Annotated in this window: 22 protein-coding genes, 2 pseudogenes and 1 CRISPR repeat array (1 of these 25 running past the window's edge); of the genes and pseudogenes, 14 read left to right on the top strand and 10 right to left on the bottom strand. The window is 39.1% G+C overall.

The features are described 5' to 3' along the window. Positions 1–797: direct repeats of the CRISPR family, unit length 30 nt; unit sequence GTTTTTATCTTAACTATAAGGAATTGAAAC; it begins 751 nt to the left of the window's first position. A 165-nt stretch (positions 798–962) separates the two neighbouring features. Then, positions 963–1,139 (bottom strand): DUF3238 domain-containing protein, encoded by a 177-nt coding sequence (locus tag ISX45_RS17600; RefSeq protein WP_267240186.1) that lies wholly within the window; start codon positions 1,137–1,139, stop codon positions 963–965. 424 nt (positions 1,140–1,563) lie between these two features. Further along, entirely contained in the window at positions 1,564–2,025 is a 462-nt protein-coding gene (locus ISX45_RS17605) for a DUF6843 domain-containing protein (protein ID WP_194519525.1), read from the bottom strand. A gap of 407 nt (positions 2,026–2,432) precedes the next feature. Between ISX45_RS17605 and ISX45_RS17610 the strand changes: the two genes are divergently transcribed. The 7 genes from ISX45_RS17610 to ISX45_RS17640 all read left to right on the top strand — a co-directional run bounded on the left by ISX45_RS17610 (position 2,433) and on the right by ISX45_RS17640 (position 8,038). Beyond that, positions 2,433–2,966, top strand: coding sequence for a sigma-70 family RNA polymerase sigma factor (locus ISX45_RS17610; protein WP_194519526.1), 534 nt, complete (start codon positions 2,433–2,435; stop codon positions 2,964–2,966). Beyond that, positions 2,959–3,108 (top strand): YvrJ family protein, encoded by a 150-nt coding sequence (locus ISX45_RS17615; RefSeq protein ID WP_194519527.1) that lies wholly within the window; start codon positions 2,959–2,961, stop codon positions 3,106–3,108. Before ISX45_RS17610 ends, ISX45_RS17615 begins: the two co-directional genes overlap by 8 nt. A gap of 803 nt (positions 3,109–3,911) precedes the next feature. Continuing rightward, complete coding sequence (locus ISX45_RS17620; protein WP_194519528.1) at positions 3,912–4,997, top strand: ABC transporter ATP-binding protein; 1,086 nt, start codon at positions 3,912–3,914, stop codon at positions 4,995–4,997. After that, positions 4,987–5,778: an ABC transporter permease gene (locus tag ISX45_RS17625; protein WP_194519529.1), complete on the top strand. Its 792-nt coding sequence runs from the start codon at positions 4,987–4,989 to the stop codon at positions 5,776–5,778. The genes ISX45_RS17620 and ISX45_RS17625 overlap by 11 nt, the downstream gene beginning before the upstream one ends. 10 nt (positions 5,779–5,788) lie before the next feature. Further along, positions 5,789–6,592 (top strand): ABC transporter permease, encoded by an 804-nt coding sequence (locus tag ISX45_RS17630; RefSeq protein WP_194519530.1) that lies wholly within the window; start codon positions 5,789–5,791, stop codon positions 6,590–6,592. Further along, positions 6,589–7,662, top strand: coding sequence for an ABC transporter substrate-binding protein (locus ISX45_RS17635; protein WP_194519531.1), 1,074 nt, complete (start codon positions 6,589–6,591; stop codon positions 7,660–7,662). Before ISX45_RS17630 ends, ISX45_RS17635 begins: the two co-directional genes overlap by 4 nt. A gap of 79 nt (positions 7,663–7,741) precedes the next feature. Continuing rightward, positions 7,742–8,038, top strand: a complete 297-nt coding sequence (locus tag ISX45_RS17640) for an antibiotic biosynthesis monooxygenase family protein (protein ID WP_194519532.1) — start codon at positions 7,742–7,744, stop codon at positions 8,036–8,038. Positions 8,039–8,284: 246 nt separating this feature from the next. On the opposite strand, the gene ISX45_RS17645 is transcribed toward ISX45_RS17640, so the two are convergent. The 4 genes from ISX45_RS17645 to ISX45_RS17660 form a co-directional block, all read right to left on the bottom strand. Beyond that, positions 8,285–8,935: a PspA/IM30 family protein gene (locus ISX45_RS17645; RefSeq protein ID WP_181557481.1), complete on the bottom strand. Its 651-nt coding sequence runs from the start codon at positions 8,933–8,935 to the stop codon at positions 8,285–8,287. After that, positions 8,935–9,459, bottom strand: a complete 525-nt coding sequence (locus tag ISX45_RS17650; protein WP_194519533.1) for a hypothetical protein — start codon at positions 9,457–9,459, stop codon at positions 8,935–8,937. The genes ISX45_RS17645 and ISX45_RS17650 overlap by 1 nt, the downstream gene beginning before the upstream one ends. A 152-nt stretch (positions 9,460–9,611) precedes the next feature. Beyond that, positions 9,612–10,940 carry a sensor histidine kinase gene (locus tag ISX45_RS17655; RefSeq protein WP_373367415.1) on the bottom strand — a complete coding sequence of 443 codons (1,329 nt, stop codon included), beginning with the start codon at positions 10,938–10,940 and terminating at the stop codon, positions 9,612–9,614. A gap of 34 nt (positions 10,941–10,974) precedes the next feature. Continuing rightward, positions 10,975–11,637, bottom strand: coding sequence for a response regulator transcription factor (locus ISX45_RS17660; protein WP_181557484.1), 663 nt, complete (start codon positions 11,635–11,637; stop codon positions 10,975–10,977). 143 nt (positions 11,638–11,780) lie between these two features. Between ISX45_RS17660 and ISX45_RS17665 the strand changes: the two genes are divergently transcribed. The 5 genes and pseudogenes from ISX45_RS17665 to ISX45_RS17685 all read left to right on the top strand — a co-directional run. Continuing rightward, on the top strand, positions 11,781–12,320 hold the full coding sequence (locus ISX45_RS17665) for an NfeD family membrane protein (RefSeq protein ID WP_194519534.1): 540 nt from the start codon (positions 11,781–11,783) through the stop codon (positions 12,318–12,320). A gap of 17 nt (positions 12,321–12,337) precedes the next feature. After that, on the top strand, positions 12,338–13,858 hold the full coding sequence (locus ISX45_RS17670) for a flotillin lipid rafts scaffold protein FloT (RefSeq protein ID WP_194519535.1): 1,521 nt from the start codon (positions 12,338–12,340) through the stop codon (positions 13,856–13,858). 366 nt (positions 13,859–14,224) lie between these two features. After that, a complete protein-coding gene (locus ISX45_RS17675) occupies positions 14,225–15,151 on the top strand; it encodes a diacylglycerol kinase (RefSeq protein WP_181557487.1) in 927 nt (308 codons plus the stop codon). A gap of 76 nt (positions 15,152–15,227) precedes the next feature. Beyond that, positions 15,228–16,619, top strand: coding sequence for a 23S rRNA (uracil(1939)-C(5))-methyltransferase RlmD (rlmD, locus tag ISX45_RS17680; RefSeq protein ID WP_194519536.1), 1,392 nt, complete (start codon positions 15,228–15,230; stop codon positions 16,617–16,619). Positions 16,620–16,751: 132 nt separating this feature from the next. Beyond that, positions 16,752–17,089, top strand: a pseudogene (locus ISX45_RS17685) (transposase); the annotation flags it as partial. Positions 17,090–17,300: 211 nt separating this feature from the next. Here ISX45_RS17685 and ISX45_RS17690 read toward each other — a convergent pair. The 3 genes from ISX45_RS17690 to ISX45_RS19770 are packed head-to-tail and all read right to left on the bottom strand — an operon-like array spanning position 17,301 to position 19,159. After that, complete coding sequence (locus ISX45_RS17690; RefSeq protein WP_228485580.1) at positions 17,301–18,578, bottom strand: MFS transporter; 1,278 nt, start codon at positions 18,576–18,578, stop codon at positions 17,301–17,303. A 21-nt stretch (positions 18,579–18,599) separates the two neighbouring features. Further along, a complete protein-coding gene (locus ISX45_RS19765) occupies positions 18,600–18,836 on the bottom strand; it encodes a hypothetical protein (protein WP_228485581.1) in 237 nt (78 codons plus the stop codon). 53 nt (positions 18,837–18,889) lie between these two features. Next, entirely contained in the window at positions 18,890–19,159 is a 270-nt protein-coding gene (locus tag ISX45_RS19770) for a winged helix-turn-helix domain-containing protein (RefSeq protein WP_228485582.1), read from the bottom strand. A gap of 551 nt (positions 19,160–19,710) precedes the next feature. Here ISX45_RS19770 and ISX45_RS17700 point away from each other — a divergent pair. Then, the gene (locus ISX45_RS17700) at positions 19,711–20,346 is read left to right on the top strand and encodes an AmiS/UreI family transporter (protein ID WP_181557490.1); all 636 of its coding nucleotides are present in this window, start codon (positions 19,711–19,713) and stop codon (positions 20,344–20,346) included. Positions 20,347–21,058: 712 nt separating this feature from the next. Here the strand turns inward: ISX45_RS17700 and ISX45_RS20365 are convergent. Then, positions 21,059–21,185, bottom strand: a pseudogene (locus ISX45_RS20365) (IS3-like element ISBth8 family transposase); the annotation flags it as partial. A 376-nt stretch (positions 21,186–21,561) separates the two neighbouring features. Between ISX45_RS20365 and ISX45_RS17710 the strand changes: the two are divergent. Next, positions 21,562–24,312 (top strand): dynamin family protein, encoded by a 2,751-nt coding sequence (locus tag ISX45_RS17710; RefSeq protein WP_194519537.1) that lies wholly within the window; start codon positions 21,562–21,564, stop codon positions 24,310–24,312. Positions 24,313–24,318 lie beyond the last annotated feature (6 nt).

Below are 24,318 nucleotides of genomic sequence, written 5' to 3' on the forward strand. Positions count from 1 at the left end.
AAACTATCTTTTAGAAGGCTACTTTCTGTGTTTGCTGTTGTTTTTATCTTAACTATAAGGAATTGAAACAACAACATCCTTTCTCACAGATTTTTCAAACCAACGTGTTTTTATCTTAACTATAAGGAATTGAAACATCGCAGACACAACGCCTGCACTCTCATTCGCAGAGTTTTTATCTTAACTATAAGGAATTGAAACCTCCCCCACAAAATGATACTCCTCTAATAACACATCGTTTTTATCTTAACTATAAGGAATTGAAACATAGTAATAAAAATTTGAAGGGAGAATTTCGTGTGTGTTTTTATCTTAACTATAAGGAATTGAAACTTTTTTGATAAAGGCTTCGATGATTCGGGAAATAGTGTTTTTATCTTAACTATAAGGAATTGAAACGCGCCTGAAGCTGTAGAAGAATATAAAAATAAAATTCAGTTTTTATCTTAACTATAAGGAATTGAAACTTGGGAGAACGGTACGGTCTGTAGGGAGCCGTCTGGGTTTTTATCTTAACTATAAGGAATTGAAACTATCTTTTATCATTACCCGAAAGACTGGAAGATTGAGTTTTTATCTTAACTATAAGGAATTGAAACACCGTCAACGGCGGCACAGCTAACGTTACGATTGCGTTTTTATCTTAACTATAAGGAATTGAAACTAGTGATTTCGGTTACAATGACCCACTCCACATAGTGTTTTTATCTTAACTATAAGCAATTGAAACTATCCTCTGTAGTTTCAAACCTGACGTTTCCATTATCATTTTTATCTTAACTACGAGGGATTGAAAGCGAAATAATCTTTCACATAGATTAGAGTAGAAGGAGATTGAGAAAGTTTTTACACTGTGTACGCTTTAAAGAAAAAGGGAGTTTCTCTTAAAAAAGTTAAGGAACTTCGTATAATATAAGGAGTATTTTTACGTTATCATTTTGCCTTCTTATTCTATAATTAAATTAATAAATTTCAGCACTTTTTCCATCAAATTTTCTCCAAAATTCATATGCTGGGAATCCATCATGTTGACCTGTGATACGAACACTTCCCAAACAAGTTACTTTTAATGTGAATTCATAATCAATGGCCGGTGCTAAAGATTCTAATGGATTAGCTACTGAACATGTAATATCCAAATATAAAATACCGTCCTCCACACGTTTTTGTAAGTAAGACCAGAAGTTGAGGCTTTAGCTGATGTAGTAGAAATAAGTTTACCAGTATTTCTGTCATATATTTCTCGAACAGTTGTACCTGTATCGGCGTAAGCTGATACACTATAGTTAGTAGGTGCTGTGTCGATCACGAAGCGCTGTGATGTACGATAACTCCCTTCCCATGCTTCACTACGATTATCTCCTAGATAATAAATGTAAGAGTTGTCGCTGCAAAATAAATCCTTTTATCAGGAATAAATGTACGCACACGTAACTCGAGTTTAGCCATAAGAACAACTCCTTTTTTAAGTTTCTGTAAGATGCTGCACCTTACACTTAAAAAAGGAGTTTTTTAGGTTTAAATAACAACTATTATTTATATTTTTTGAAACCATGCTATGTTTTATTTTAATTTATTTAAAATCTTGCCGTAATTAGTGTCGCATGACGCGGATTTATCTCCAACGGAAAAGGTTTGTCTTGTAATAGTTCTTCCATCTTCACTTGTATAGGTTCCAAATACAGGTGGACTAATCATTTTTTGTGGAATTTCCGATATTTTCTTACCATTTTCATCGACATAAAAATATCGGCTTTCAAAGAAGCCAGAGTGCTCTTTTCCTTCCCATCCAAAATTTTCAGGTGAGGACGTGACCAACACACCATCCTTATCGAACTTGTAAAGAATTGTGTAATCTCTTACCTCTAAAGGAGGTGCTCCTTGTACGTTGTACACGGTGTAAACGCATCCTTTAAAATCTTTAGGAATGAAGTATTCTTCATCATATGCTTCATCATAAGGTTGGTTACATCCCCCTCCAATTAAAACAACAACTGCTGCAATACTTATAATTAGTTTCTTCATCAAACAACCCCAATATATCTATTTTTCTCATTGTATCAAATTTTTATATTAAAAACCATTTTTTACTTATTTGGTTCATATGATTACAAAAATACATTAGAGATTGTAAATAATCTAGTTAGAGGAGCTTCATCGATTAGAATATGGTTGGTATGTTCTAATTATTTTTCACCAGAAAAGAACATAAGTTCTGTGCTAAAATATCAAGGAAGGCTATACCAATCATAAATGTAATAAAAAGTGATTTGGAATAAATTTCTAGATAGTTTATTTTTGAAAATTTGAACCCCCTTTATTATATAGGTAAGTGAAATTCCTATTTTTTTGCTAAAAAACCGAATATATATTCGTGTTTTTTGGTAGCATAACAGTCTAAAGAGGGGGTCAGATTGAGTAGGCTATGTAGTTTGGAAGCCATTCAAAATCCTTTGTCTGACTCTTTTGTTAAAAGTGAAGAAGGAAATGAACTTGTAAGAGCATACTTATCCCGGCCTTCCAAGGAAAATTTGGACAGGATAAATGAAGCGTTTAAATCGTATTGTTTGAAAATAAAGACTTTTTCTTATTTCTCTAAAACGATGGGCTTTGAAGCAAAACATTTTGATAAGAAAAGAAGAAAAATAGCTGATAGGTTTTTGTTAATTTTAGATGCTCCCATCGACGGAGAAGAAAGTATAACCATGAAAGATGTTATTGCTGATCCTACCCAAAACACCCTAGATATACCTTTGGAAACATGGGAAGACAACATAACTAATGAGGACATCAGAAACGCCATAAAAGACCTCACAGAACGTCAAAAAGAAGTGATTAAGTATTCTTTTTTCCAAGACATGAAAGATAGAGAAATAACCAATAAATTAGGGATTTCACAACAGGCTGTTTCTAAAACAAGAAAAGCTGCATTGGACAAGTTAAGGAGGGAGTTATCCAATGGATGACTTTAATATTGTGCAACTTATTGGAAACGTTGGGTTCCCTATAGCCATTACTATTTATTTATTGTATCGGTTTGAGAAAAGACTGGAGAAGTTGGAGGATGCTATTGTTAACTTGGCAACTGTAGTACGAAACAAGGAGTGAGTTGATGGCTGATAACACTATCTTGATAGAAGAAGTAATCCAGATGCTCAAACCAATTATAAAAAAAGTACTTACTCAACTCCAATTGAACATAGAGAGGATCTTGAACAAGAGCTATATCTAAAGATCATAAAGAAAGTTACGGAAGAAAATATTGATGATTTACCGGGATTCTTTGAAATGATAAACTTTAGGAAAGAAAATGATATGAGAGAACAACAATATATTCCGTTTACTCATATTTCGTATTCCAACCGTTGGATTTTTTATTGAACGGATGGAGAAATGTTTGACACCGTTCGATTATGAACGGTGTTTTTGATTTTCTCCTTTTTTGTTTTTGGTCGGCTGCTTCTTTGGTCTTGGCAATGAGGTTTTTATCTTAACTATAAGGAATTGAAACCAACCAAGAATCCGGAAGAACTTGTTCCGGCAACACGATTTGTATCTTAACTATGAGAAACTGAACTCATATCAGCTCTTTCAAGTCGCTGTTGCGGTGTGTGGATTTTCTCTTAACTACAAGCTGCCCGTTTGTTTGCAAGTGGTGACATTTCTTCGCCGCGATTGCTTTACCCGCTCCCTTGTTGTTCCGTTTTTGTGTTGGGGAGTGGTTTTTTATGTTTGACATTTTTCGAAATTTTCAATTGCACTTTCCACTCCGCCATGTTCTAATAGTGATGATAGGAAGCCTATGGCTTTACGATCATTGGAATCAATTTTCATTGTATGAACATTCAAATGGCAGATAGAAGGTGCGATGAAAGCCATCATGATATTTCTTTCAACGAGAGGTGGGGCTTATGTCGAAAGATCTCATTATTCGTTTTGAGCATGTGACGAAGCAGTATGACGGTCTTGTTGTGTTGGATGATGTGAGTTTTGAAATTGAACGGGGGAAATTTTATACACTGCTTGGTCCGTCTGGGTGTGGGAAGACGACGATTCTTCGACTTATTGCTGGATTCATCGAGCCGACGAAGGGAACGATTTATTTTAATGGGAAAAATATCAACCATGTTCCTGCGAATAAGCGCCAGGTGAACACGGTGTTTCAAGATTACGCGTTATTTCCCCATTTAAATGTGTTTGAAAACGTTGCCTTTGGTTTGCGTGTGAAAAAAATGAAATATGCCGATATTCAAGAGAAAGTGGCTGAAGCGCTTCGTTTTGTCAATTTAGAGGGCTATGAACATCGAGAAATTCGCGAAATGTCTGGTGGCCAGCGGCAGCGGGTGGCGATTGCGCGGGCGATTGTCAATGAGCCAGAAGTGCTTCTTCTTGATGAGCCACTGTCAGCTCTTGATTTGAAACTTCGGACAGAAATGCAGTATGAATTGCGTGAATTACAGCGCCGTCTAGGGATTACGTTCATCTTTGTTACCCATGATCAAGAGGAAGCATTGGCGATGTCGGACCAAATTTTTGTGCTACATAAAGGAAAAATTCAACAAAGCGGTACGCCGAAAGATATTTACGATGAACCAGTGAATCGGTTTGTTGCTGATTTTATTGGGGAGTCGAATATTCTTCCGGGAACGATGGTTGCGGATTTTCTTGTTGAATTTGCGGGAAAACGGTTTGAGTGTGTCGATCAAGGGTTTTGTCCGAATGAGCCTGTTGAAGTTGTAATTCGCCCGGAAGACTTGGAAATTACGACACGTGATCAAGGGAAACTGCAAGTTCGTGTAGATTCTCAATTGTTCCGTGGAGTTCATTATGAACTTTGTTGTTATGACCAACATGGAAATGAATGGCTTGTCCACTCAACGAAAAAAGCAGAAGTAGGAGAGGAAATCGGACTTTATTTTGAGCCAGAAGCGATTCATGTGATGCGTGTAAGTGAAGCGCAAGAAGTATCTGATGGTGAGGGTTCCGATGAAACATAATACACGCAATGTTTATCTCATTCCATATGTACTATGGATTGTCTTATTTGTCGTGGCACCGATTTTGCTTATTCTCTACTATTCTTTTTTCGATATTGAGGGGCAGTGGACCATAGCGAATTATAAAAAGTTTTTTACGCCGATTTATTTAAAAATGACGTTCAGTTCTTTTTGGTATGCGTTTTTGATTACAGTGTTTTCCTTGCTTATCGCGTATCCAACAGCTTACTTGTTAACGAAAACAAAACATAAACAGTTATGGCTTTTGTTGATTATTTTGCCGACATGGGTGAATTTGTTGTTGAAGGTATATGCGTTTCTTGGAATTTTTGGGACGTATGGGCTTGCCAATGCGGTGCTAGAAACCCTTGGAATCGGCACGAAACAAATTTTATTTACTGATTTTAGCTTTGTTTTTGTGTCCGTTTATATTTTTATTCCTTTTATGGTGCTGCCAATTTTTAATGCACTTGAGGAATTGAATCCGTCGCTTGTCGATGCGGCACGGGACCTTGGTGCTTCCGCTTGGACAACATTCCGTCGGGTGGTTTTTCCGCTGACTATCGATGGTGTGAAAGCGGGATGCCAAGCGGTGTTTATTCCGGCGTTGTCGTTATTTATGATCACACGTTTAATAGCTGGCAATCGCGTGATTACGCTTGGTACGGCGATCGAAGAGCATTTTCTTGTTACCCAGGACTGGGGGATGGGAGCGACGATTGCAGTATTCTTAATTATTGCCATGGCGATTGTCGTCATTATAACGGGAAATCGGAAGTGAGGGACGAAGTATGAAACGAAAGGTAAAATGGGGCAATCTGTATTTAATTATTATGTTTGTCATCTTGTACACTCCGATTTTCTATTTAATCTACTATTCGTTTAATAGCGGAGGGACGATGCATCATTTTCAAGGATTTACTCTTGAATGGTACAAGGAAGTATTTCAAGATACCCGCTTACTGATTATCGTGTTGAATACATTCGTGATTGCCCTTTTGTCATCAGCCATTTCTACCATTCTTGGAGTGATGGGTGCCCTTGCTATTTATTATGTAAAAAAGCGGAGAATGAAAAATCTTCTTCTTACTCTCAATAATGTTCTCATTGTCAGCCCCGATGTCATCATCGGTGCATCGTTCTTGATTTTATTTACTATCATAGGTATTCAGCTTGGATTTACGTCTGTCCTGTTGTCGCATATTGCCTTTAGCGTGCCGATCGTCGTCTTAATGGTGTTGCCAAAACTGCAAGAAATGAGTCCGACCTTGATTGATGCCGCGCGCGATTTAGGGGCGAATCAATGGAACGTGTTGACCAAAGTCATTTTGCCGTTCATTACGCCAGGGATTTTTGCCGGCTTTTTTATGGCGTTGACGTATTCGCTTGATGACTTTGCGGTGACGTTTTTTGTGACGGGAAACGGATTTTCAACATTGTCAGTGGAAATTTACTCGCGGGCACGCCAAGGGATTTCACTTTCGATTAACGCGTTGTCAACCCTTCTGTTCTTGTTTACTGTTCTTCTTGTGGTCGGCTACTACTTCATTAGTCAAAGAAGCAGCCGTTTGTACGGAATGGGGGGAAGAAAATGAAAAAGCTCGTGCAACTATTTGCAGCTGTTTTCGTAACAGCATTCGCCCTTATGTATATTGCCTTCCATCTCAATAAAGCGGAAGGATATTCCGGGCATCATACTTTAACGATTTACAACTGGGGGGATTATATCGATCCGAAGCTGATTAAAAAGTTTGAAAAACAGACTGGCATGAAAGTCATTTATCAAACATTTGATTCGAACGAAGCGATGATGGCAAAAATCGCTCAAGGGGGAACGACATTTGATGTAGCGGTTCCTTCTGAATATGCGGTTAGTAAAATGAAGGAAGAGGGATTACTCGTTCCGCTTGACCATTCAAAGCTACCAAACTTGAAATATATCAATCCTCGTTTTTTACACTTATCATTTGACCCGAATAATACGTATTCCGTTCCGTATTTTTGGGGTACCGTCGGTATTGTCTATAATCGTGACATGCTTGGCGGGAAAAAAATTACGAGCTGGAATGACTTATGGGACAAGGATTTACGCAATCAAATTTTACTTGTAGACGGCGCGCGTGAAGTCATTGGCATGGGGCTTAACAGTCTTCATTATTCGTTAAATGACACGAACAAAGCGCATTTACGGGAAGCAAAACGCAAACTGGATACGCTGACGCCAAACATTAAAGCCATTGTCGGGGACGAAATTAAAATGCTGATCGCCAATGAAGAAGCAGCTGTCGGTGTGGTTTGGTCCGGCGATGCGGCCGAGATGATAGCAGAAAATGAAAAGCTGGATTACGTCGTGCCGAAGGAAGGATCGAATTTATGGTTTGATAACATGGTCATTCCAAAGACGGCGAAGAACATCGAAGGGGCCCATCAATTCATCAACTTTATGCTTGATCCAAAAAACGCAGCGAAAAATGCCGAATATGTCGGCTATTCTACGCCAAACGAAAAGGCGCTTGAGTATTTGCCGAAAGAGATTACTGATGATAAGCGATTCTATCCCGATTTTACCTCCATCGGCAACTTAGAAGTGTATGAAAATTTAGGAAAACGAATGCTCGCTTACTACAATGAGTTATTTCTTGAATTTAAAATGCATCGGAAATAAGTGAGGAAGGTTTTAAAAAAAACGGCAGGAAACATCGGTATTTTTCGTAGTTTTCCATGGTGAAAAAGGAGGAGATTCAATGATTTTAGAAGCTGTCATGTTACAAGTCAGAGAAGGGATGGAAGAAGAGTACGAGAAGACATTCAAGAAAGCATCAAGCATTATTTCAAAGATGAAAGGGTATATTCACCACGAACTCCAACGCTGTATAGAACAAAAAGGAAAATATCTTCTTCTTATACAGTGGGAAACGCTTGAAGACCATACAGTTGGTTTTCGTCAATCACCAGATTACCAAGAGTGGAAAGCTTTATTGCATCACTTCTATGATCCATCTCCAACAGTAGAGCATTTCCAACGAGTAGACCTCTCATGAAAATTTTAACACGTTTTTCGCAAATCCTCCCTTCTCCAGACGATGTGCAGGCAGGAGCGAGGCGTTAACTAACATGTTAGGGGGCAGAGTCCTTCAAAACTGTTAAAAAGTGACCTAAAAGGCGAAGGGTGTATGGATGTCCACTGCTTTCTTTTTGGTTGTTTCCATAATAAAGCCCCCTCGCTGTTACGCAAGGGGGAGGGAATCTATATAAAAAGGGGGGTTATAGAGTACAAGGCTATAAAATTATCGGGCTGCTTTTAATTGGGCTAGCTCTTTTTCAACTTCCTCTTCTAATTGTGAAGAAGAATGAAGTGCTTTGTGTGATTCATATAAGTAACTGCTTGCTTTTGCTTCGGCCTCAAGGGCAAATACACGCTCTTCCATACGCGCAAAGCCTTTTAGCGCATGATCCGGGTGAAAGGAAACGAGCGATGCGTTAATCTGTTTCACCGCTTTGGCAGCATTAGCACGCGCGATTAAGTCGAGCTGTTTTACCTTTAGTTCTTCGTACGTTTCTTTTAACTGTTTCAATTGTTCGGTTAAGTATGTTGTTTTTTCCTTAAGCGTGTCGTATTGTTGCTTGTACAAGGAAAGTTTTTTCTCGTAAGCGAGTTTTTCTTGTAACGCCATTTTCGCAATGGATTCTTCGTTTCGTTCAACTGCTAGCTTAGCTTGGCGAGCTCGTTTTTCCACGATTTCTTCAGCTTGCTGGATGAGCGCTTCATAGCGACGTTCGACGATAAACTGTTGTGCTAACGCATGTTGGGCTTTTTCGATTTGTTCCTCAAGGTCGCGAAGGTATTGTTTTGTCATGCTAATAGGATCTTCAAATTTGTCGACGAGCTCATGCAAATCCGCGAGCACGACATTTTTGACGCGCTTCAAAAGTCCCATCATTGTTCCTCCTTCCGAATGTTCTTTTCCCATTCATCTAAAAAGTGACGTTGGTTTACGTTAGGAATTGCTAATGCTGAAAGATCCTCGTTAACAGTTTCATATTTTGTTTTTTTATAAATCATGTAAGCTGCGATTAACCCAAGCGGAATGAGCAATAGTTTTGGCAGAAGTGCTACTACCCCAACTCCCATGAGCGCAAGCCCTGTCCACTTCCAAGCACGGGAACGGCTTGCTGTTTTCCACATGATCCAACCAATGACGATCATGGCTAGTTGGAAAAGAATCGGAATGATCCCGAACAGCATCCATCCACTTGGTTCCATAAAGTCACCTCTTGGACCATAATGGAAGGCGAAATGATGATGCTTAACAAATGGACCATAGTGGCGAGGTATGTCTGCCATTGGCATATTGTGATATCCCCGGCCAAATCCGATGTTCATGAAAGCGCCGATCTGAATCGTGCCGTACACGATGACCGCTAAGAGAAGAAGCAGTAGGACGATCGTTCGCTTTTTCACTCAGTTTTTCACCTCCTTTTTTGTTTAGAGCTTATTTACACTTTGCATTGTAGAAAAGAAAAGAGAAAATTAGGTGAAAAACAAGGACAAGTTGAAAAATTTTTTATGAAAAAAGAAAAAAAGGCGCTTTTCGTTGCGAAAAGCACCTTGGTTTAAAAAGGAATTTTCACGATAAACTCGGTTCCTTTCCCCACTTCACTATGGACTTCGATTCGTCCTTTATGGGCATCAACAATCCATTTAGCAATCGACAATCCAAGACCATGGCCGCCGTACTGGCGCGACCTCGCTTTATCGACGCGATAGAACCGATCAAAAATTCTTGCGATATCTTCACGCGGGATGCCAATTCCCGTGTCTTTGACAGAGATCGTGAGCATATGTTGATGTTTGAATGGTTCGACGCGAAGCTGTAACGTGACTTCCCCGTTATTCGGTGTGTATTTAATCGCATTGTCTAACAAGATGTACAATAGTTGCGTTAACTTATCAGTATCTCCAGAAATAATGACAGATTCCGGAGCATCGAAATGGAGGTGTATTTCTTTTTTCATCGCTAAATCTTCGAATGATTGTAACGTCCGTTCTGCATGTGGGCGAAAATCAAAAATGTCCTTTACTAATTCAAGCGAAGCGTGTTCGGAGTCTGAGCGGGCAAGTGTCAGCAAGTCATTGATCAGCTTTGTCATTCGCTTCACTTCTTCCCGCAGACGATGCAAGATTTTTTGACTAAAATCATTTGCAGTGATTTCTCCGTCCATCTCCAATGCCTCGACAGATGAAAAAATGACGCTTAGCGGTGTCCGCAGCTCATGAGAGGCATTGGCAACGAATTCACGCTGACGATTGTATGACTCTTGAATGGGGACGAGCGCCCGCTTTGACATAAAGTGGCTCAATAACAAAGCGACACCAATAAATAATATCGCTAGCCCGATCAAAACAATAAGTAACCATTTGAAAACTTTCGAAAACGATGTGACATCCATTCCGATATATAGCATCCCGATAAAGTGATTGCGAATGATAATGGGTCGGGCAATGGTAAGAAGTCTTAATTCAGGTGAATGGAACCTTGAAAATTCATACATATGGGACGGAAGATTAACATCTACATACTTTAACTCGTTTTCCTTTGGAGCTGATTGTTGCAGCTCCTTAAGAAGGATCGGTCTGAGTCCTTTATTGATTTCATCCCCCATTATAAGCTGTCCGCGCGGGTCAATGACATAAAAAAAGAACTGGTCTTCGTTTAAAAACACAACGTTTTGACTGTCGATTAAGTCGGGATTCGTTTGTTCGATTAAAATGTCTTCAATCGCTTTCATTTCTTGCTCGGCAAGGCTCGTAATCCTTCGCTCTTGGTCATTTGTGATAATCATGTAAAGCAGGAAATAAACAATAATGATGAATACCGTTAAGAAAATCATTAAAATTCCGCTGTAAAGGGCGGTTAAACGCAATTGGGTGAGACGAAACATATCCTGTTTGTTTTTTGCAATGAAGGAGAGGAATTTATTCTTCAATTTTGTATCCCACCCCGCGTACGGTTTGAATAATGTCAGCATCAAGTTTTTTTCGAAGAAGTTTGACAGTGGCATCGATAGTTTTCATCGAAACATCTGCATCGTATCCCCAGATGCGATCGAAAAGAGTTTCACGAGATAATACCCGCCCTTTATTTTGCAGCAGCATGTCGAGAAGCTGAAATTCACGAGGCGTCAAAAAAATTTCTTTATCGCCGCGATGCAGTGTATGACTTGTTCGATTGAGAACAAAGTCTTTAAATTGAATCGTCTCCTCTTGAATCGGTACGAATGTGCGCCGCGACAATGCTTTCAAGCGCGCCATTAGTTCATCAATTTCAAATGGCTTAACGAGATAATCATCTGCTCCTGCTTCTAACCCTTCGACGCGATCTTGCACCGCGTCTTTTGCTGTAAGCATGAGGATGGCCCCTGAATACCCTTTTTTGCGGAGACGTTTGCAAATATCTACGCCATCTCCATTTGGCAGCATCCAATCCAAGATAACAACATCGTAGAAGGAAGCAAGTGCATAATCATACGCATCTTCTCCTTCTTCGACCCAATCGACTTTATCGACCCCTTTTTTCTTGAGCATATGTACAATCAATTCACCTAAATATGGATCATCTTCTGCCAGCAAAATTTTCATTTGTTCCTTCTCCCTTTCGTTTTCCTTCCTTTATTTTATCATCATAACAAACCTTCGTGAAAAATAAGTGAAAAAAGATGAAACACTTTATCGGATAATTCGTATATTTAGGTAATATGGGCAAAAAAAGGGAGTGATAAGAAATGTTCGGATATCCGATGGAAACTATTTATATCATTCTGCTCGTTGTGAGCGGAAGTTTGACGTTTGTCTATATTTTGCTAAGCGATATGTTAGATGGGATTTTTGATGTGCCCGATCACCCCTTGTTGAGCCCGCAGCTAATTTTATCATTTTTGACTGTGTTTAGCGCATCTGGTTATTTGTTTGAAAAATATATGAGTATGTCAAAAGGCTTCATTGGTCTTATTAGTGCTGGGATTGCGTTCATCATTGTGTTGCTTTTGCACTTTTTCGTATTCATCCCGCTTCGCTCCGCAGAAGCCTCACTAAATTATTCAGAAGCGGATTTAGAAGGACGCATTGCCAAAGTCATTGTCACCGTTCCACAAGATGGATTTGGTGAAATTCTCATTCAAGGAGCAAGCGGTACGATTTCGAAACCAGCAAAAGGTGTAAAAAACGAAGAGATTCCATCAGGAACAGAAGTGATCATTGTAAAAATGGAAAACGGCTTCGCGACAGTCGCGAAGCACGATCCATATTATATTCCACTGCAATAAAAGGGGGAGGATTTTTTATGATGCCGATCTTAGTAGTCATTGGAGTCGTAGTACTATTGCTTCTCGGTTTGGTAGCAATCTTTATGTTGCGCTACCGCACGGTGGGGCCTGATGAAGCGCTCATCGTCACAGGTAGTTATCTTGGCAGTAAAAATGTTCATGTCGACGAATCTGGAAATAAAATCAAAATTGTGCGCGGCGGCGGAACATTTGTGTTACCGATTTTCCAACAGGCCGAACCGCTCAGCCTTCTTTCCATTAAGCTGGATGTGCAAACGCCAGAAGTATACACAGAGCAAGGCGTTCCGGTCATGGCGGATGGAGTGGCGATCATTAAAGTTGGCAGCTCCATTGGTGAAATTGCCACAGCGGCCGAGCAATTTTTAGGAAAAACAAGACAAGACATGGAGAATGAAGCGAAAGAAGTATTGGAAGGTCATCTTCGTTCCATTCTCGGTTCGATGACAGTTGAGGAGATCTATAAAAACCGCGATAAGTTCTCGCAAGAAGTGCAACGTGTCGCTTCACACGATTTAGCGAAAATGGGGCTTGTGATCGTTTCGTTTACGATTAAAGATGTGCGTGACAAAAATGGATATCTTGATGCGTTAGGAAAACCGCGCATCGCCCAAGTGAGACGCGATGCCGATATCGCCACCGCTGAAGCGGAAAAAGAAACGCGTATTAAGCGGGCCGAAGCCGATAAAGAGGCACGAAAGGCGGAATTAGAACGGCTAACCGAAATTGCTGAAGCCGAAAAGATCAATCAGCTCAAAATGGCGGAGTTCCGCCGCGAGCAAGATATTGCAAAAGCGCGCGCCGACCAAGCGTACCATCTAGAAGAAGCGAAAGCGAAGCAGGAAGTCATCGAACAGCAAATGCAAATTAAAATTATTGAGCGGCAAAAACAAATTGAACTCGAAGAAAAAGAGATTTTACGCCGCGAGCGTCAATATGATTCAGAAGTGAAAAAGAAAGCGGATGCGGACCGTTACGCCGTCGAGCAGGCAGCAGCTGCAGAAAAAGCAAAACAAATGGCCGAAGCCGATGCGCATAAATATCGCATTGAAGCGATGGCAAAAGCGGAAGCTGAAAAGGTACGCATCGATGGGCTTGCAAAAGCCGAAGCGGAAAAAGCAAAAGGGGAAGCCGAAGCAGAAGTCATTCGCTTAAAGGGATTGGCCGAAGCGGAAGCGAAACAAAAAATCGCCGAAGCGTTCGAACAATACGGCAAAGCGGCCATTCTCGACATGATTTTAAAAATGCTTCCTGAATATGCAAAACAAGTGGCAAGCCCGCTTGCGAATATTGATAAGATTACGATCGTCGATACAGGAAGCAGTGATGCCAATGGTGGAGCAAACCGGGTCACAAGCTATGCAACGAACTTAATGGCAGCATTGCAGGAATCGTTGAAAGCATCTTCCGGTATTGATGTGAAAGAATTACTTGAGAACTTTTCCGGAAAAGGCAACGTAAAAAATAGCATTGACCAATTGACACAACAAATTTCTGAACAGAAAAAGACAGAGCAGTGAGCGGCAAGGGACTGGCTGATAAAGTCAGTCCTTTTTCCAATGACCAGCAAAGTATACATGTTAAGAGGGAACTGTCTAGCTGTCTTGTATCAGGTCAGCTTGCTCCGAAGCGAAAAGCATTTTTACGCGTGAAGAACGTTTGGCTTCGAGACTGATTTACACCGTTTTCGCTTTTCTCACTGTTTATCTAGGCTTGCAACTGCTAAATCAGGCACTTCTTTGAGGAAAGAACATTTCTTCATTGTACTTAACAACTCGTCTCCACTTTTTTATCTTTTAGGACGAAATCATTTGCAACAACGTATCGATTTCGCTATCATGTTAAATAGTGGAATTCACATAAAACATAAGTAGGATGATGGGGCTATGAAACGTGCAAGAATTATTTATAATCCAACATCAGGACGAGAAATTTTTAAAAAGTATTTGCCAGAGGTGCTTGTTCAATTAGAAAAAGCAGGCTATGAAACGTCCTGTCATGCGACAACGGGGGCCGGGGATGCGACTGAGGCGGCAAGAAGGGCGGTTGAGCGCGAATTTGATCTTGTCGTTGCAGCTGGCGGCGATGGAACGATTAACGAAGTGGTAAACGGTCTTGCTGATCAAGAGTATCGCCCAAAACTCGGCATTATTCCCGTTGGTACGACGAACGATTTTGCAAGGGCGATTGGCGTGCCGCGCACGATTGAAGGAGCATGCGACGTCATTACCAAAGGGGAAGCGGTCCCGATTGACATTGGCTGTGTCATGAATGAAGGGAAAACGCGTTATTTTATCAACATTGCCGGCGGCGGCCGCTTAACTGAGTTGACGTATGAAGTACCAAGCAAGCTGAAAACGATGCTCGGTCAGCTGGCGTATTATTTAAAAGGAATTGAAATGCTGCCATCAATTAAAGCGACTGAGGCGCGAATTGAATATGATGGAAAAGTATACGAAGGCGAAATCATGCTTTTTTTAGTTTCGCTTACGAATTCTGTCGGCGGCTTTGAAAAATTGGCGCCTGATTCCTCGCTCAACGATGGTATGTTTGATTTAATTATTTTAAAGAAAACGAATTTAGCCGAGTTTATTAAAGTAGTGACGTTAGCAGCGCGCGGTGAACATGTGAACGACCCACACTTAATTTACACAAAAGCGAATCGAATTAAAGTGACCTCCCCGAACAACATGCAGCTTAACTTGGATGGCGAATACGGCGGGATGTTGCCGGGTGAGTTTGTCAACTTGTATCAACATCTTGAAGTATTTGTCTCAAAAGAAAAAGCGGAACAAATGAGAGCAGGGAGGTAACCTGTTCTCTTTTTGTGTCCAAAGTCATTGTGTGATACAATCAATGCAGCATGTTTACGAAAAGGAAGTAGGCAAGATGGCAAAAGTAGAAGCTCCAGTTACGAAAAACGAATATTATGACGTAACGTTTGAAGATTTAACGCACGACGGTGCAGGGGTGGCGAAAATCGACGGATTTCCGATTTTTGTCGCCAATGGACTGCCGGGGGAAAAAGCGAAAATAAAGGTCATTAAAGTAAAAAAAGGGTATGGGTACGGGCGTTTAATCGAACTATACGAACGAAGTCCGGATCGCGTGGACGCGCCATGCCCGATTTATAAACAATGCGGCGGCTGCCAACTGCAACATTTGAGTTACGAAGGACAACTAAAGGCAAAGCATAAACATGTCAAAGAAGTGCTTGCTCGGATTGGAAAAATTGAAAATGTTATTGTTCATCCTGTACTTGGCATGAGCAATCCGTGGCGCTACCGCAATAAAGCGCAAGTGCCTGTGGGCGAGCGAGAAGGCGGGCTTGTCGCTGGGTTTTATCAGCAGCGAAGCCATGAAATTATTAACATGGACGCCTGTCTCATCCAACAGACAATGAATGATGTTGTTGTGCAAACGGTGAAAAATATTTGTGAAAAATACGGAATACAAGCATACAACGAGGAAACGCATAAAGGCGTACTCAGACATATTATGGCGCGTTACGGACTAGTGACAAACGAAGTGATGGTTGTTCTCATTACGCGCACAGACGATTTGCCATACAAAAAGAAAATTATTAGCGAAATCATCGAAAATGTGCCAAACGTGAAGTCTATTATTCAAAACATCAATCCACAGCGAACAAACGTTATCATGGGAGACGAAACAAAGGTTTTGTGGGGGGCGGAGTATATTTATGATTATATCAGTGATATTCAATTCGCCATTTCAGCTCGCTCCTTCTATCAAGTGAACCCAGAACAAACAAAGGTGCTGTATGAAAAGGCGCTCGAATACGCGGAATTAACAGGAGAGGAAACGGTGATCGACGCCTATTGCGGCATTGGCACGATCTCGCTTTTCTTGGCCAAAAAAGCGAAAAAAGTGTACGGAGTCGAAATTGTGCCAGAGGCGATTGAAGACGCGAAACGGAACGCCAAGCTCAACGGCATCGACAACGCAGAGTTTGCCGTAGGGGAAGCGGAAGAGGTCATTCCAAACTGGTATGAACAAGGCATTCAAGCCGACTGCATTGTTGTCGACCCGCCGCGCAAAGGATGCGATGAAGCGCTGCTTCGAACGATTATTGCGATGAAGCCCAAGCGTGTTGTCTATGTATCATGCAACCCAGCGACACTCGCCCGCGATTTGCGCATTCTCGAAGATGGCGGCTACCAAACGCTCGAAATCCAGCCCGTCGACATGTTCCCGCATACAACACATGTGGAGTGTGTGGCGCAGATAGTTTTAAAAAAAGAAGCAGGAAAAAATTAAAGATTTCCTGCTTCTTTTGTAAAATGTTGGAGAGTCAGATCGGTAGTGAATAACCGGTGTGCGGTCCTCTTTTTCATCGAACCGATTAATTAATCGATGTAGAATTTTTGGTGTTACTTCATCGTTGCGGAAGTGAGGGATTCAAAAGGGAATGAACTCCAATTAATCACCAATCGTTTTGACTTGAGTGCCGAAGAAATCTCAGAGATGTATAAATCACGGTTGGCAATTGAACTTTTTGTAAATGGATAAAGCAACATCCCAACATCAAAAGATTCTACGCTCAAAGTGAATGAGGGATTCAAAATCAAGTATTTATCGCTCTTATTGTTTTTTGCCTACATGTACTCGCACAAATGGAAACACGGAGTAAGCGAAAAACCTTACAAATTAGCCGCTATTTAAGGGCTTCATTGTGGAAACCAGCGAGAATCTGGCTTCGAAAGATTGAAGGAAAAACCATTCCTTAATAAGCTAATTGTTGTCTTCGCACAGCTCTAATTGTGAATAAATTTTCAAGTAGATAAAGCCACCCTTGATTGGGTATTTACCTTTTTGGCTTTAAACAGGAAATGTGATTAAACTGAAAATTATGACAGTATTTATGCAACACTAGTGATAATTTATGCAAAAATTTTATGTCTAAATTTCCTCTGATTTAGCGGGCAATGATAATGCATCTTATTGTTCCATTCCTGATACTAAAACACTATTTTTCTTTTTCCTACTTACTTTTTTATCAATGGTTAAGAGTTCTTTAAATCCCTTTGTTTTAACGGTTATGATTGAAATAATAACCAATAAGGAACCAGATATAGCAGTCACAGATATGGAACCATAAAATTTAGAGAGTATTCCAGAAATCACAATTCCTAACAACAATCCTGTATAAGAAGCCATTTGTAAAATAGCCATTGCTCTGCCCCTATAATTTTCAGGGGTTAATCCAAGAAATAAACTGCTTATCGGGATATTGAGAAATGAGTTAATTAATCCTATTATCGAAACCCAAACATATAAAGCAGGAATAACATAAATGTTAGGAAACTGGTGTAGAGGTATAACTAAGATCATCCATATACCCATTAAAATCGTTGAAAAAAATAGCAGATAACCTGGTTTGAAATGGCTTAATAGAAATGGTCCCATAGCAGCCCCTAAAAATGCACCTACACCTAACATGGCTTCAATCATTCCATAATGATAACTGGAAACATTGAACACTTGGAGCATTAGTGAAGTCGATGTAGTATTAAAAATACCGGCAGCAAACATAATTTGTATTATTAAAATGAGAAATGTAAGAGGGGATAAGTTAAAAACTATTTTAATTCCTTCTTTTGTAGAATTCCAAATTGATAAATTTGGTTGAGTGTTCTTTTTGATTGTTTGCTTATATTTAATTAATTTAACAGAAATCCCCGTAAAAAATGCTGAAAACAAAAAAGTTATGGCGTCAATCATTAGTATATTAGATGGTGATGTAAGAACAAGTAATATTCCTGCCACTCCTGGTCCAGCAATTTGCATGATAGAATTGATAATTTGAGAAATGCTCAAAGCTTGTGTAATGTGTTGTTCTCCAACCAAATGAGGAATAAATGAAGACCTAGCTGGATAATAAATAGCATTTCCAATACCGGAAAGTAAAACTAAAATGATTAATAACCAAACAGAGTGTGTTGAAAACGTCATCATCACCATAACAAGAGCGCGATATAAATCTGCTCCGATCATTATATAATTTTTAGGAAATCTATCTGCAATCGTTCCTGTAAAAAATCCGAGTAAAAGCGTAGGGCTATATTGTGCTAAAAGAACAAGTCCAATAAAAAAAGGATCTTTTGACAAAGTTCCTATAATATATAAGACAATAGTAGTTGTTATGCCATCCCCGAAGCGTGAAATAAATTGGGCTAAAAAGAAAAACAAAAAGGGTTTCTGTTTAAATAAAGTCACTATAAAAGTTCACCCTCCGTTTTAACTACTTTTAAAAGCAGTTAAGTTCACATGATATTTTTCCCCTTCTTGATTTTGAGTCAAATTTTTTTGGTTTGCTTCATTTAAAAAAGAATATAAGTCCTTTATCATTTGCTTGAATTTTTCTACTTCTTGTGCATTCAGAAAGTATTCCCCTGTAATTTGATTTACATCAGCAGTATCGACGATCTCTTGCCCAGCCAATACTTGTACTGATCTGTTTAAAGAGATTATCATGCTTTCCTTTAATCCTCTACTGGGATTGGTATCATCCTTATTTATAAATGGAGTTACCTTCTCAAGGGAAATTCTTTTTGCAACCGTTCGATAGAACTTTTGAATAATACCATTTTTTCTTCTGTTCTATCAATTTTAATGAGTCCGACTTTTTCTAGTTCAGTTAAATGATACCGTACTTTAGATGGAGATAAATGTAATTGGTCTGCCAACATTTTTCCTGTTTTAGGTACTTCGTCTATTTCCCATAGAATTTTTACCTTGAATGGATCACTCAAGGCTTTTAATTGGTTTAAATCATCCACATAAAAAATATCTTCCATAATAAGCGCACACATCCTAAACGTATTATTTTTTAAATATGTAGTCTGTCTGATAATTCTGAATACACTTGTAGGTATGTAGGGTCAAAAAGGTTTGTTCTTTTATCAGAAGACGGAGTTGGATGGTCATCAATAAGTTTTACTGGCGTTTCCAAAGAAAAACCTCCTTAATCGTGTTATTTTTTTAATATGTTAAATTTTGTTAATATGATAATACCACCAATCTCTCAATCGGTTAACAAAATATTTTGAAATATTTTGAAAATCTTTCTATTTTATGCTTTCGGTCGGTTTTTTTCTCTTAACAAGAGTTGTTTAGCTTAGTTGGTTTTTTCATAAGTCTTTCATTAGAACACTCTAAAAATTGAAAAATACGATGTTTTTGAGAAATGGGAAAAGACGTTTTTACATTTTTTCAATACTACATTTACATTTGTTCTTTAGGTTGGTATAGTGATCGTGGAAAGGAATTGCTTTTTCCTTTTTCAAAAAATAAAAAGTAAGGAGGATATGGCTGTGAGAAGCTAGATGAGTTTTTCACGGCAATCTATATGGGTGATGTCGGTTTATTTCTTTCAGGAGCTACATTATTTTTAAACAGTTTAATGTTGTTTGGAAAAGCGAATGAAAAAAGCGTGGGAGTCTTCAATTTGTTTGTAGGGGCTTTTCAAGTCATTGCGCCATTTTATTTAATTGCTGTTTCTGATCAACATCATTGGACCATTTTTAATCTAGCTTGTATCTTTTTATTTGGCTTTACCTATTTATATGTAGGTGTTACTACGCTAAAAGGCCTTGAAGGCAACGGATTGGGATGGTACTCTCTCTGGGTGTCCATCATAGCGATTGTATATGCAGTTGTATCTGTCATACATTTTCATGACATAATCAATGCTTTAATATGGATAATGTGGGCTTATTTATGGTTCTTATTCTTTTTATCCATGTCTCTTAATAAGAAAATTGATACCTATATTGGAAAAGTAGCCTTCGTGCAATCATGGGTCACTCTTACCATTCCGGCACTCCTATCTCTAACAGGCGTGTGGAAAACAGATTTTGTTTCACGTGTATGGTTCTATGTATTGATATTATCAATTGTTTATTTCTGTATTTGTACCATTAGATTAAAAGTTTCATTAAAAAATAGCAGAGAAAAAAACATGGATGTACAGGTAAATTCCTAAATTATTCGTGTTGTATAAAGAGAGGCTGACTTGCGAAGGATGTTTACGAGGTAAGAGCGCTGTCCTTTGTGGTGTCTGGCACTCTATAATCTACAATTAGCAGTTCAGCCATATGGAGTGTGTGCTGCAGATCGTTTTAAGGGAAAATTGAGCAGAAGGAGCCGAAAATCTGTAAAAGATTTTCGGTGTTCCATCTGCTTTTTTATTTCCATTCTCTTAACAAAGCGGAGTAGCATTTCTTTTGTTGATTCATTGAACAAAAGGTATTTGTCTAGCTTCGATTTTAGTTTAGCAAATTCCTCATGGATATTTTTATGTTTTAATGAGTGTTGCAGTTCAGTCTTTTGAACAGACAGTTTTTTAATGCGTTATTGGTTTCTTCAATTGCATGATTGATAATCAGCTTTAAGTAAGACCTCAGTTGCTAATAAGTTTAGAAATTTCAACTAACTGCTTCATTTCCCTTTCAATGCCAGTTTTTTGTTTGTAGCTTTCTCAGTTTTTCACCGTTTGTTTTCTAATTCTTTTATTATTTCATTTGCGTATTTTTTAGGTCGGAAAGGATAAGTGATGTAAGGCTGCTTTCTTTGATAGCATGGTGACTATGTTCCCATGTCTACTGTATCCCCATATACATTCCTTTCGATTTTGTTTGTACTACATTCTTGTCTCATAGTTTACAGAAATGAGCATTTGGGTTTGTGCGAAGATAATAAGCGGACATATCTCCTGCACGCACATAAGTAAATATCCGCTGCGAGCTTTTGGGACGAAATCTCAGCACAGAATTCGCGGTTTAATACATTCGAAAATACCGCGGATCCTCTACGGCCGGAAAATTAAGGTTAAGCTTGAAAGAAGGTCGGCACCAGAGTAATTAGTAAAAATGAAGTATATGAAGAATCGTAGTTAATTTGCAATGATTGCATGAAAACGAAGCCAAATGAGGTAAATCGAAAAATGCATCCAGTACGAATTGAAACTGCACGGTCTCAGGAGGACTGTTCGGCTTTTTTACATTTCAATCCAATTAATAACATAATTTAGCTGAAATTTTACACGATGATAAAAAACTGTATTATAAATGAAAGCAATTTGAAACTTTGTGTAAAAGTAAGTCTGTTAAAATATTAAGGTTAGAAACAGGGAAGTTTTAATAACTATATTATACGGTAAGTAAAATATATTGATAAATATATAGGTCGGGTGATAAACATGACGTTAGAGAATCAACTGATCAAAAAAACATTTTATGAAACATTTATGGAAGCAGATGAAAAAAATCCTATCCGCGTGCTCGGAGAAGCTTTTCTTGCCGGGCATAAAGATGGGACGGCTGACATTTCGGCAATCCGTTTTGCCCAAGGGGAAGTATATTTTCATAACAAAGATTATGAAGCAGCGATTTTCAAATGGGAAAACACTCATAATGATTTAGAACCGTGGGCGAAGAAAAATATAGCGGATTGTTATTATGAAATCGGGCAATTATCAACAGCTGAAGAGATTTATAAATCCATTGATACGGAAAGCAGTGTTTTACAATCAGAAGTTGCCCTGCAATTATTTTCGCTTTACATAGACCAAGGCAGGCTTGAAAAAGCTGATCAAGTGATTAAAAAAGCAGTATCCCTTAATCCGGACTATCCGAATGTGACTGACATTGCTCGTGCCTTTTTCGAAAAACATAAGGATTGGAAGAGCGCCATTGAACTGGCCGTAAATGAAGCGATCCGGACAGAGTCTCATCACTGGTTTGATATTTTGAAAACCTATGCAGACCAAGGACTAACAAACACCTTTGAACCGAATTATTTTTCAAAATGCTTAGTCGTGTTATACGGAGTGGATCAGACAAGATTTGAACAGATGGTCCATGCGCTATGGAATGGCTATAGAAACGAGAGCTCATATTTTTCATGGCTGCGGGAATTTAATCAACTTTTCTTAAATCTGGACGCAAACCGGGAACAATCGTGGAAAGAACTGTCTTCACTTTATCAGGAAACTTATTTTGAATTGATCGATGGAACGTATTTAATGAAAGAATTGGCAGAGATTATTCCGAATCTCTTAACGAACTGGATCAAAATAGCCGATCGTGCTGATGCTTTATTCGCTTCAGCAGCGGTATTGGCATGGAGCGAGAAATTTCCATCCAGTATTAGCCCAGAGGTTGTCAATGATGCTGAAAATCTTATTTTCCATTCCCGCAATGAGATAGACGGTTTGGAATACAGCTTGACACTATTCGATTCCATTGTAAAATGGGCAGAAGCGCAGCATGTTGATCCAGGGCACCGCTTCAGATGGCTCATCCGAGAACTGGTTGATTTTGAAACCCATCATGTATTTGTAGCTGGAACTTCCGGAAATGGAAAATCTGCTTTTATCAATTCGATCCTTGGAGAAAATATCCAAGCTGCTCCGACATCTTCCGTTATTGTATTTAAGGGGGATGATGAGACGGAGATTAGAAAGATATCCGATGAAGAATTAACCACATTTTCAAGTTTCGATGAATTCCAGGAGGCAGTAGATAGACGGCTGAATAAGGTTGTTGACAATGCGATTATTGAGTTCTCTCTTCCAGCGCCAATTTTGCAGGAAAACAGGATGGTTCTTATGGATACGCCGGGATTTAGCGACCGTAATGGCATGGAAGGTGAAGCGTGGAAATATCTGCATTTTGCCGACAGTTTATTATTTGTTCTTGATGCGAACGATCCTTTTACCGAAAAAGAACAAGAGATTTTAATGCAGATTCGCGAATACGCGCCTAATCTTCCAATTCATTTTCTGCTCAATAAAATGGATGAAATTTATGATGAACAAGAAGCTGCCAGCATTGTTGAAGATACTCGTTCGAGAGTTCGGGCATATTTGCCGCAGGCTAAGGTGCTTGCCTATTCATCCCGATTAAGAAGCAGAAAACAACAAAATGATCTAGCAGAGTTTTTGAAAAACTTGAACCGACCAATTGCTGAAGATGATCGAATTGAGAAAATATTAATCTTTATTCGTAATTTAATTGGGCATTTATTGGATAAACGGTCAGAAATGGAAAACAGCCTGGCTGATTCGATTAAATGGAATGAAGAAATGGTCACAAAGCTAAGTGGTGCAATCCATCAATTAACTGATTTGAAAAAAGAAAAAGTGCGAATTATCACGAGAACGTTCCATAAAGTCTTGGAGGACATCAGATCGGATCTATCGGAAAATATTCCAAAAATTTTACGAGAAAGTTCTGATATGATTCAAGAAGACAGTGATTTTCGTAAAATTCACCTTGAACTAAATGATGAGATGAACAGGAGGGTACATGCTTATATAAATGATAAGATCTTGCCTGAGCTTTATCGTTCTCTTCAGGAATGGATCGTAACGGCAAATGATGAACTTGATCACTGTCAATCTTTCCTGGATGAAATGAGCGATGGGTTTAATGCGATGTATGGGGAAGAGCGGATTAAGCTGAAGTGCGACTTTAAAGTGCTTGATGACTGGTGCCGGGATGCAGACCGGATGACGAGCGGCGTGCAAATTGAGAAGGTGAATATTTTCCTCCGCCGCACACCGTATCAAATTTTATTGAAGAGTGCCGGCAGGCTGCTGGGAGCCTTCCAGCAAAACAATGCGATATTATATAACAAATACAAGCAGTTTGTCGAAAATGAGGATTATTTAGACGTTACCGAATCAATTACGAACAAGTTGCTTCTGCAATTCGAATTGTTTGCGAAATCACTGGAACGAGATATTTCGATCTTTTTCCGAAACCCGTTTGACGTATTGAATCAAATGGTAGAAGAAACGAAAAAGGAAATCAATGACAAAGAAGAAGAGCTGGAGAAAATGAGATCAAATCCGGAAACGTACCGCGATCCGCTAACATTGTTTGAAGTAAAACTCCGCCAATACGAGTGGATTACCATTTCCGCAAAAGGAGTTCTTCAAATATAACGAGAT

Source organism: Thermaerobacillus caldiproteolyticus, from assembly GCF_015326725.1.
Classification (GTDB): domain Bacteria; phylum Bacillota; class Bacilli; order Bacillales; family Anoxybacillaceae; genus Thermaerobacillus; species Thermaerobacillus caldiproteolyticus.

Coding starts and splice junctions, on each gene's coding strand:
- ISX45_RS17615 (WP_194519527.1), top strand. CDS start 2,959: ATGGATGACTTTAATATTGTGCAACTTATTGGAAACGTTGGGTTCCCT.
- ISX45_RS17620 (WP_194519528.1), top strand. CDS start 3,912: ATGTCGAAAGATCTCATTATTCGTTTTGAGCATGTGACGAAGCAGTAT.
- ISX45_RS17710 (WP_194519537.1), top strand. CDS start 21,562: ATGACGTTAGAGAATCAACTGATCAAAAAAACATTTTATGAAACATTT.
- ISX45_RS17630 (WP_194519530.1), top strand. CDS start 5,789: ATGAAACGAAAGGTAAAATGGGGCAATCTGTATTTAATTATTATGTTT.
- rlmD (WP_194519536.1), top strand. CDS start 15,228: ATGGCAAAAGTAGAAGCTCCAGTTACGAAAAACGAATATTATGACGTA.
- ISX45_RS17645 (WP_181557481.1), bottom strand. CDS start 8,935: ATGGGACTTTTGAAGCGCGTCAAAAATGTCGTGCTCGCGGATTTGCAT.
- ISX45_RS17640 (WP_194519532.1), top strand. CDS start 7,742: ATGATTTTAGAAGCTGTCATGTTACAAGTCAGAGAAGGGATGGAAGAA.
- ISX45_RS17635 (WP_194519531.1), top strand. CDS start 6,589: ATGAAAAAGCTCGTGCAACTATTTGCAGCTGTTTTCGTAACAGCATTC.
- ISX45_RS17675 (WP_181557487.1), top strand. CDS start 14,225: ATGAAACGTGCAAGAATTATTTATAATCCAACATCAGGACGAGAAATT.
- ISX45_RS17670 (WP_194519535.1), top strand. CDS start 12,338: ATGATGCCGATCTTAGTAGTCATTGGAGTCGTAGTACTATTGCTTCTC.
- ISX45_RS19770 (WP_228485582.1), bottom strand. CDS start 19,159: ATGGAAGATATTTTTTATGTGGATGATTTAAACCAATTAAAAGCCTTG.
- ISX45_RS17605 (WP_194519525.1), bottom strand. CDS start 2,025: ATGAAGAAACTAATTATAAGTATTGCAGCAGTTGTTGTTTTAATTGGA.
- ISX45_RS17665 (WP_194519534.1), top strand. CDS start 11,781: ATGTTCGGATATCCGATGGAAACTATTTATATCATTCTGCTCGTTGTG.
- ISX45_RS17700 (WP_181557490.1), top strand. CDS start 19,711: ATGGGTGATGTCGGTTTATTTCTTTCAGGAGCTACATTATTTTTAAAC.
- ISX45_RS19765 (WP_228485581.1), bottom strand. CDS start 18,836: ATGATAATCTCTTTAAACAGATCAGTACAAGTATTGGCTGGGCAAGAG.
- ISX45_RS17625 (WP_194519529.1), top strand. CDS start 4,987: ATGAAACATAATACACGCAATGTTTATCTCATTCCATATGTACTATGG.
- ISX45_RS17655 (WP_373367415.1), bottom strand. CDS start 10,940: ATGTTTCGTCTCACCCAATTGCGTTTAACCGCCCTTTACAGCGGAATT.
- ISX45_RS17660 (WP_181557484.1), bottom strand. CDS start 11,637: ATGAAAATTTTGCTGGCAGAAGATGATCCATATTTAGGTGAATTGATT.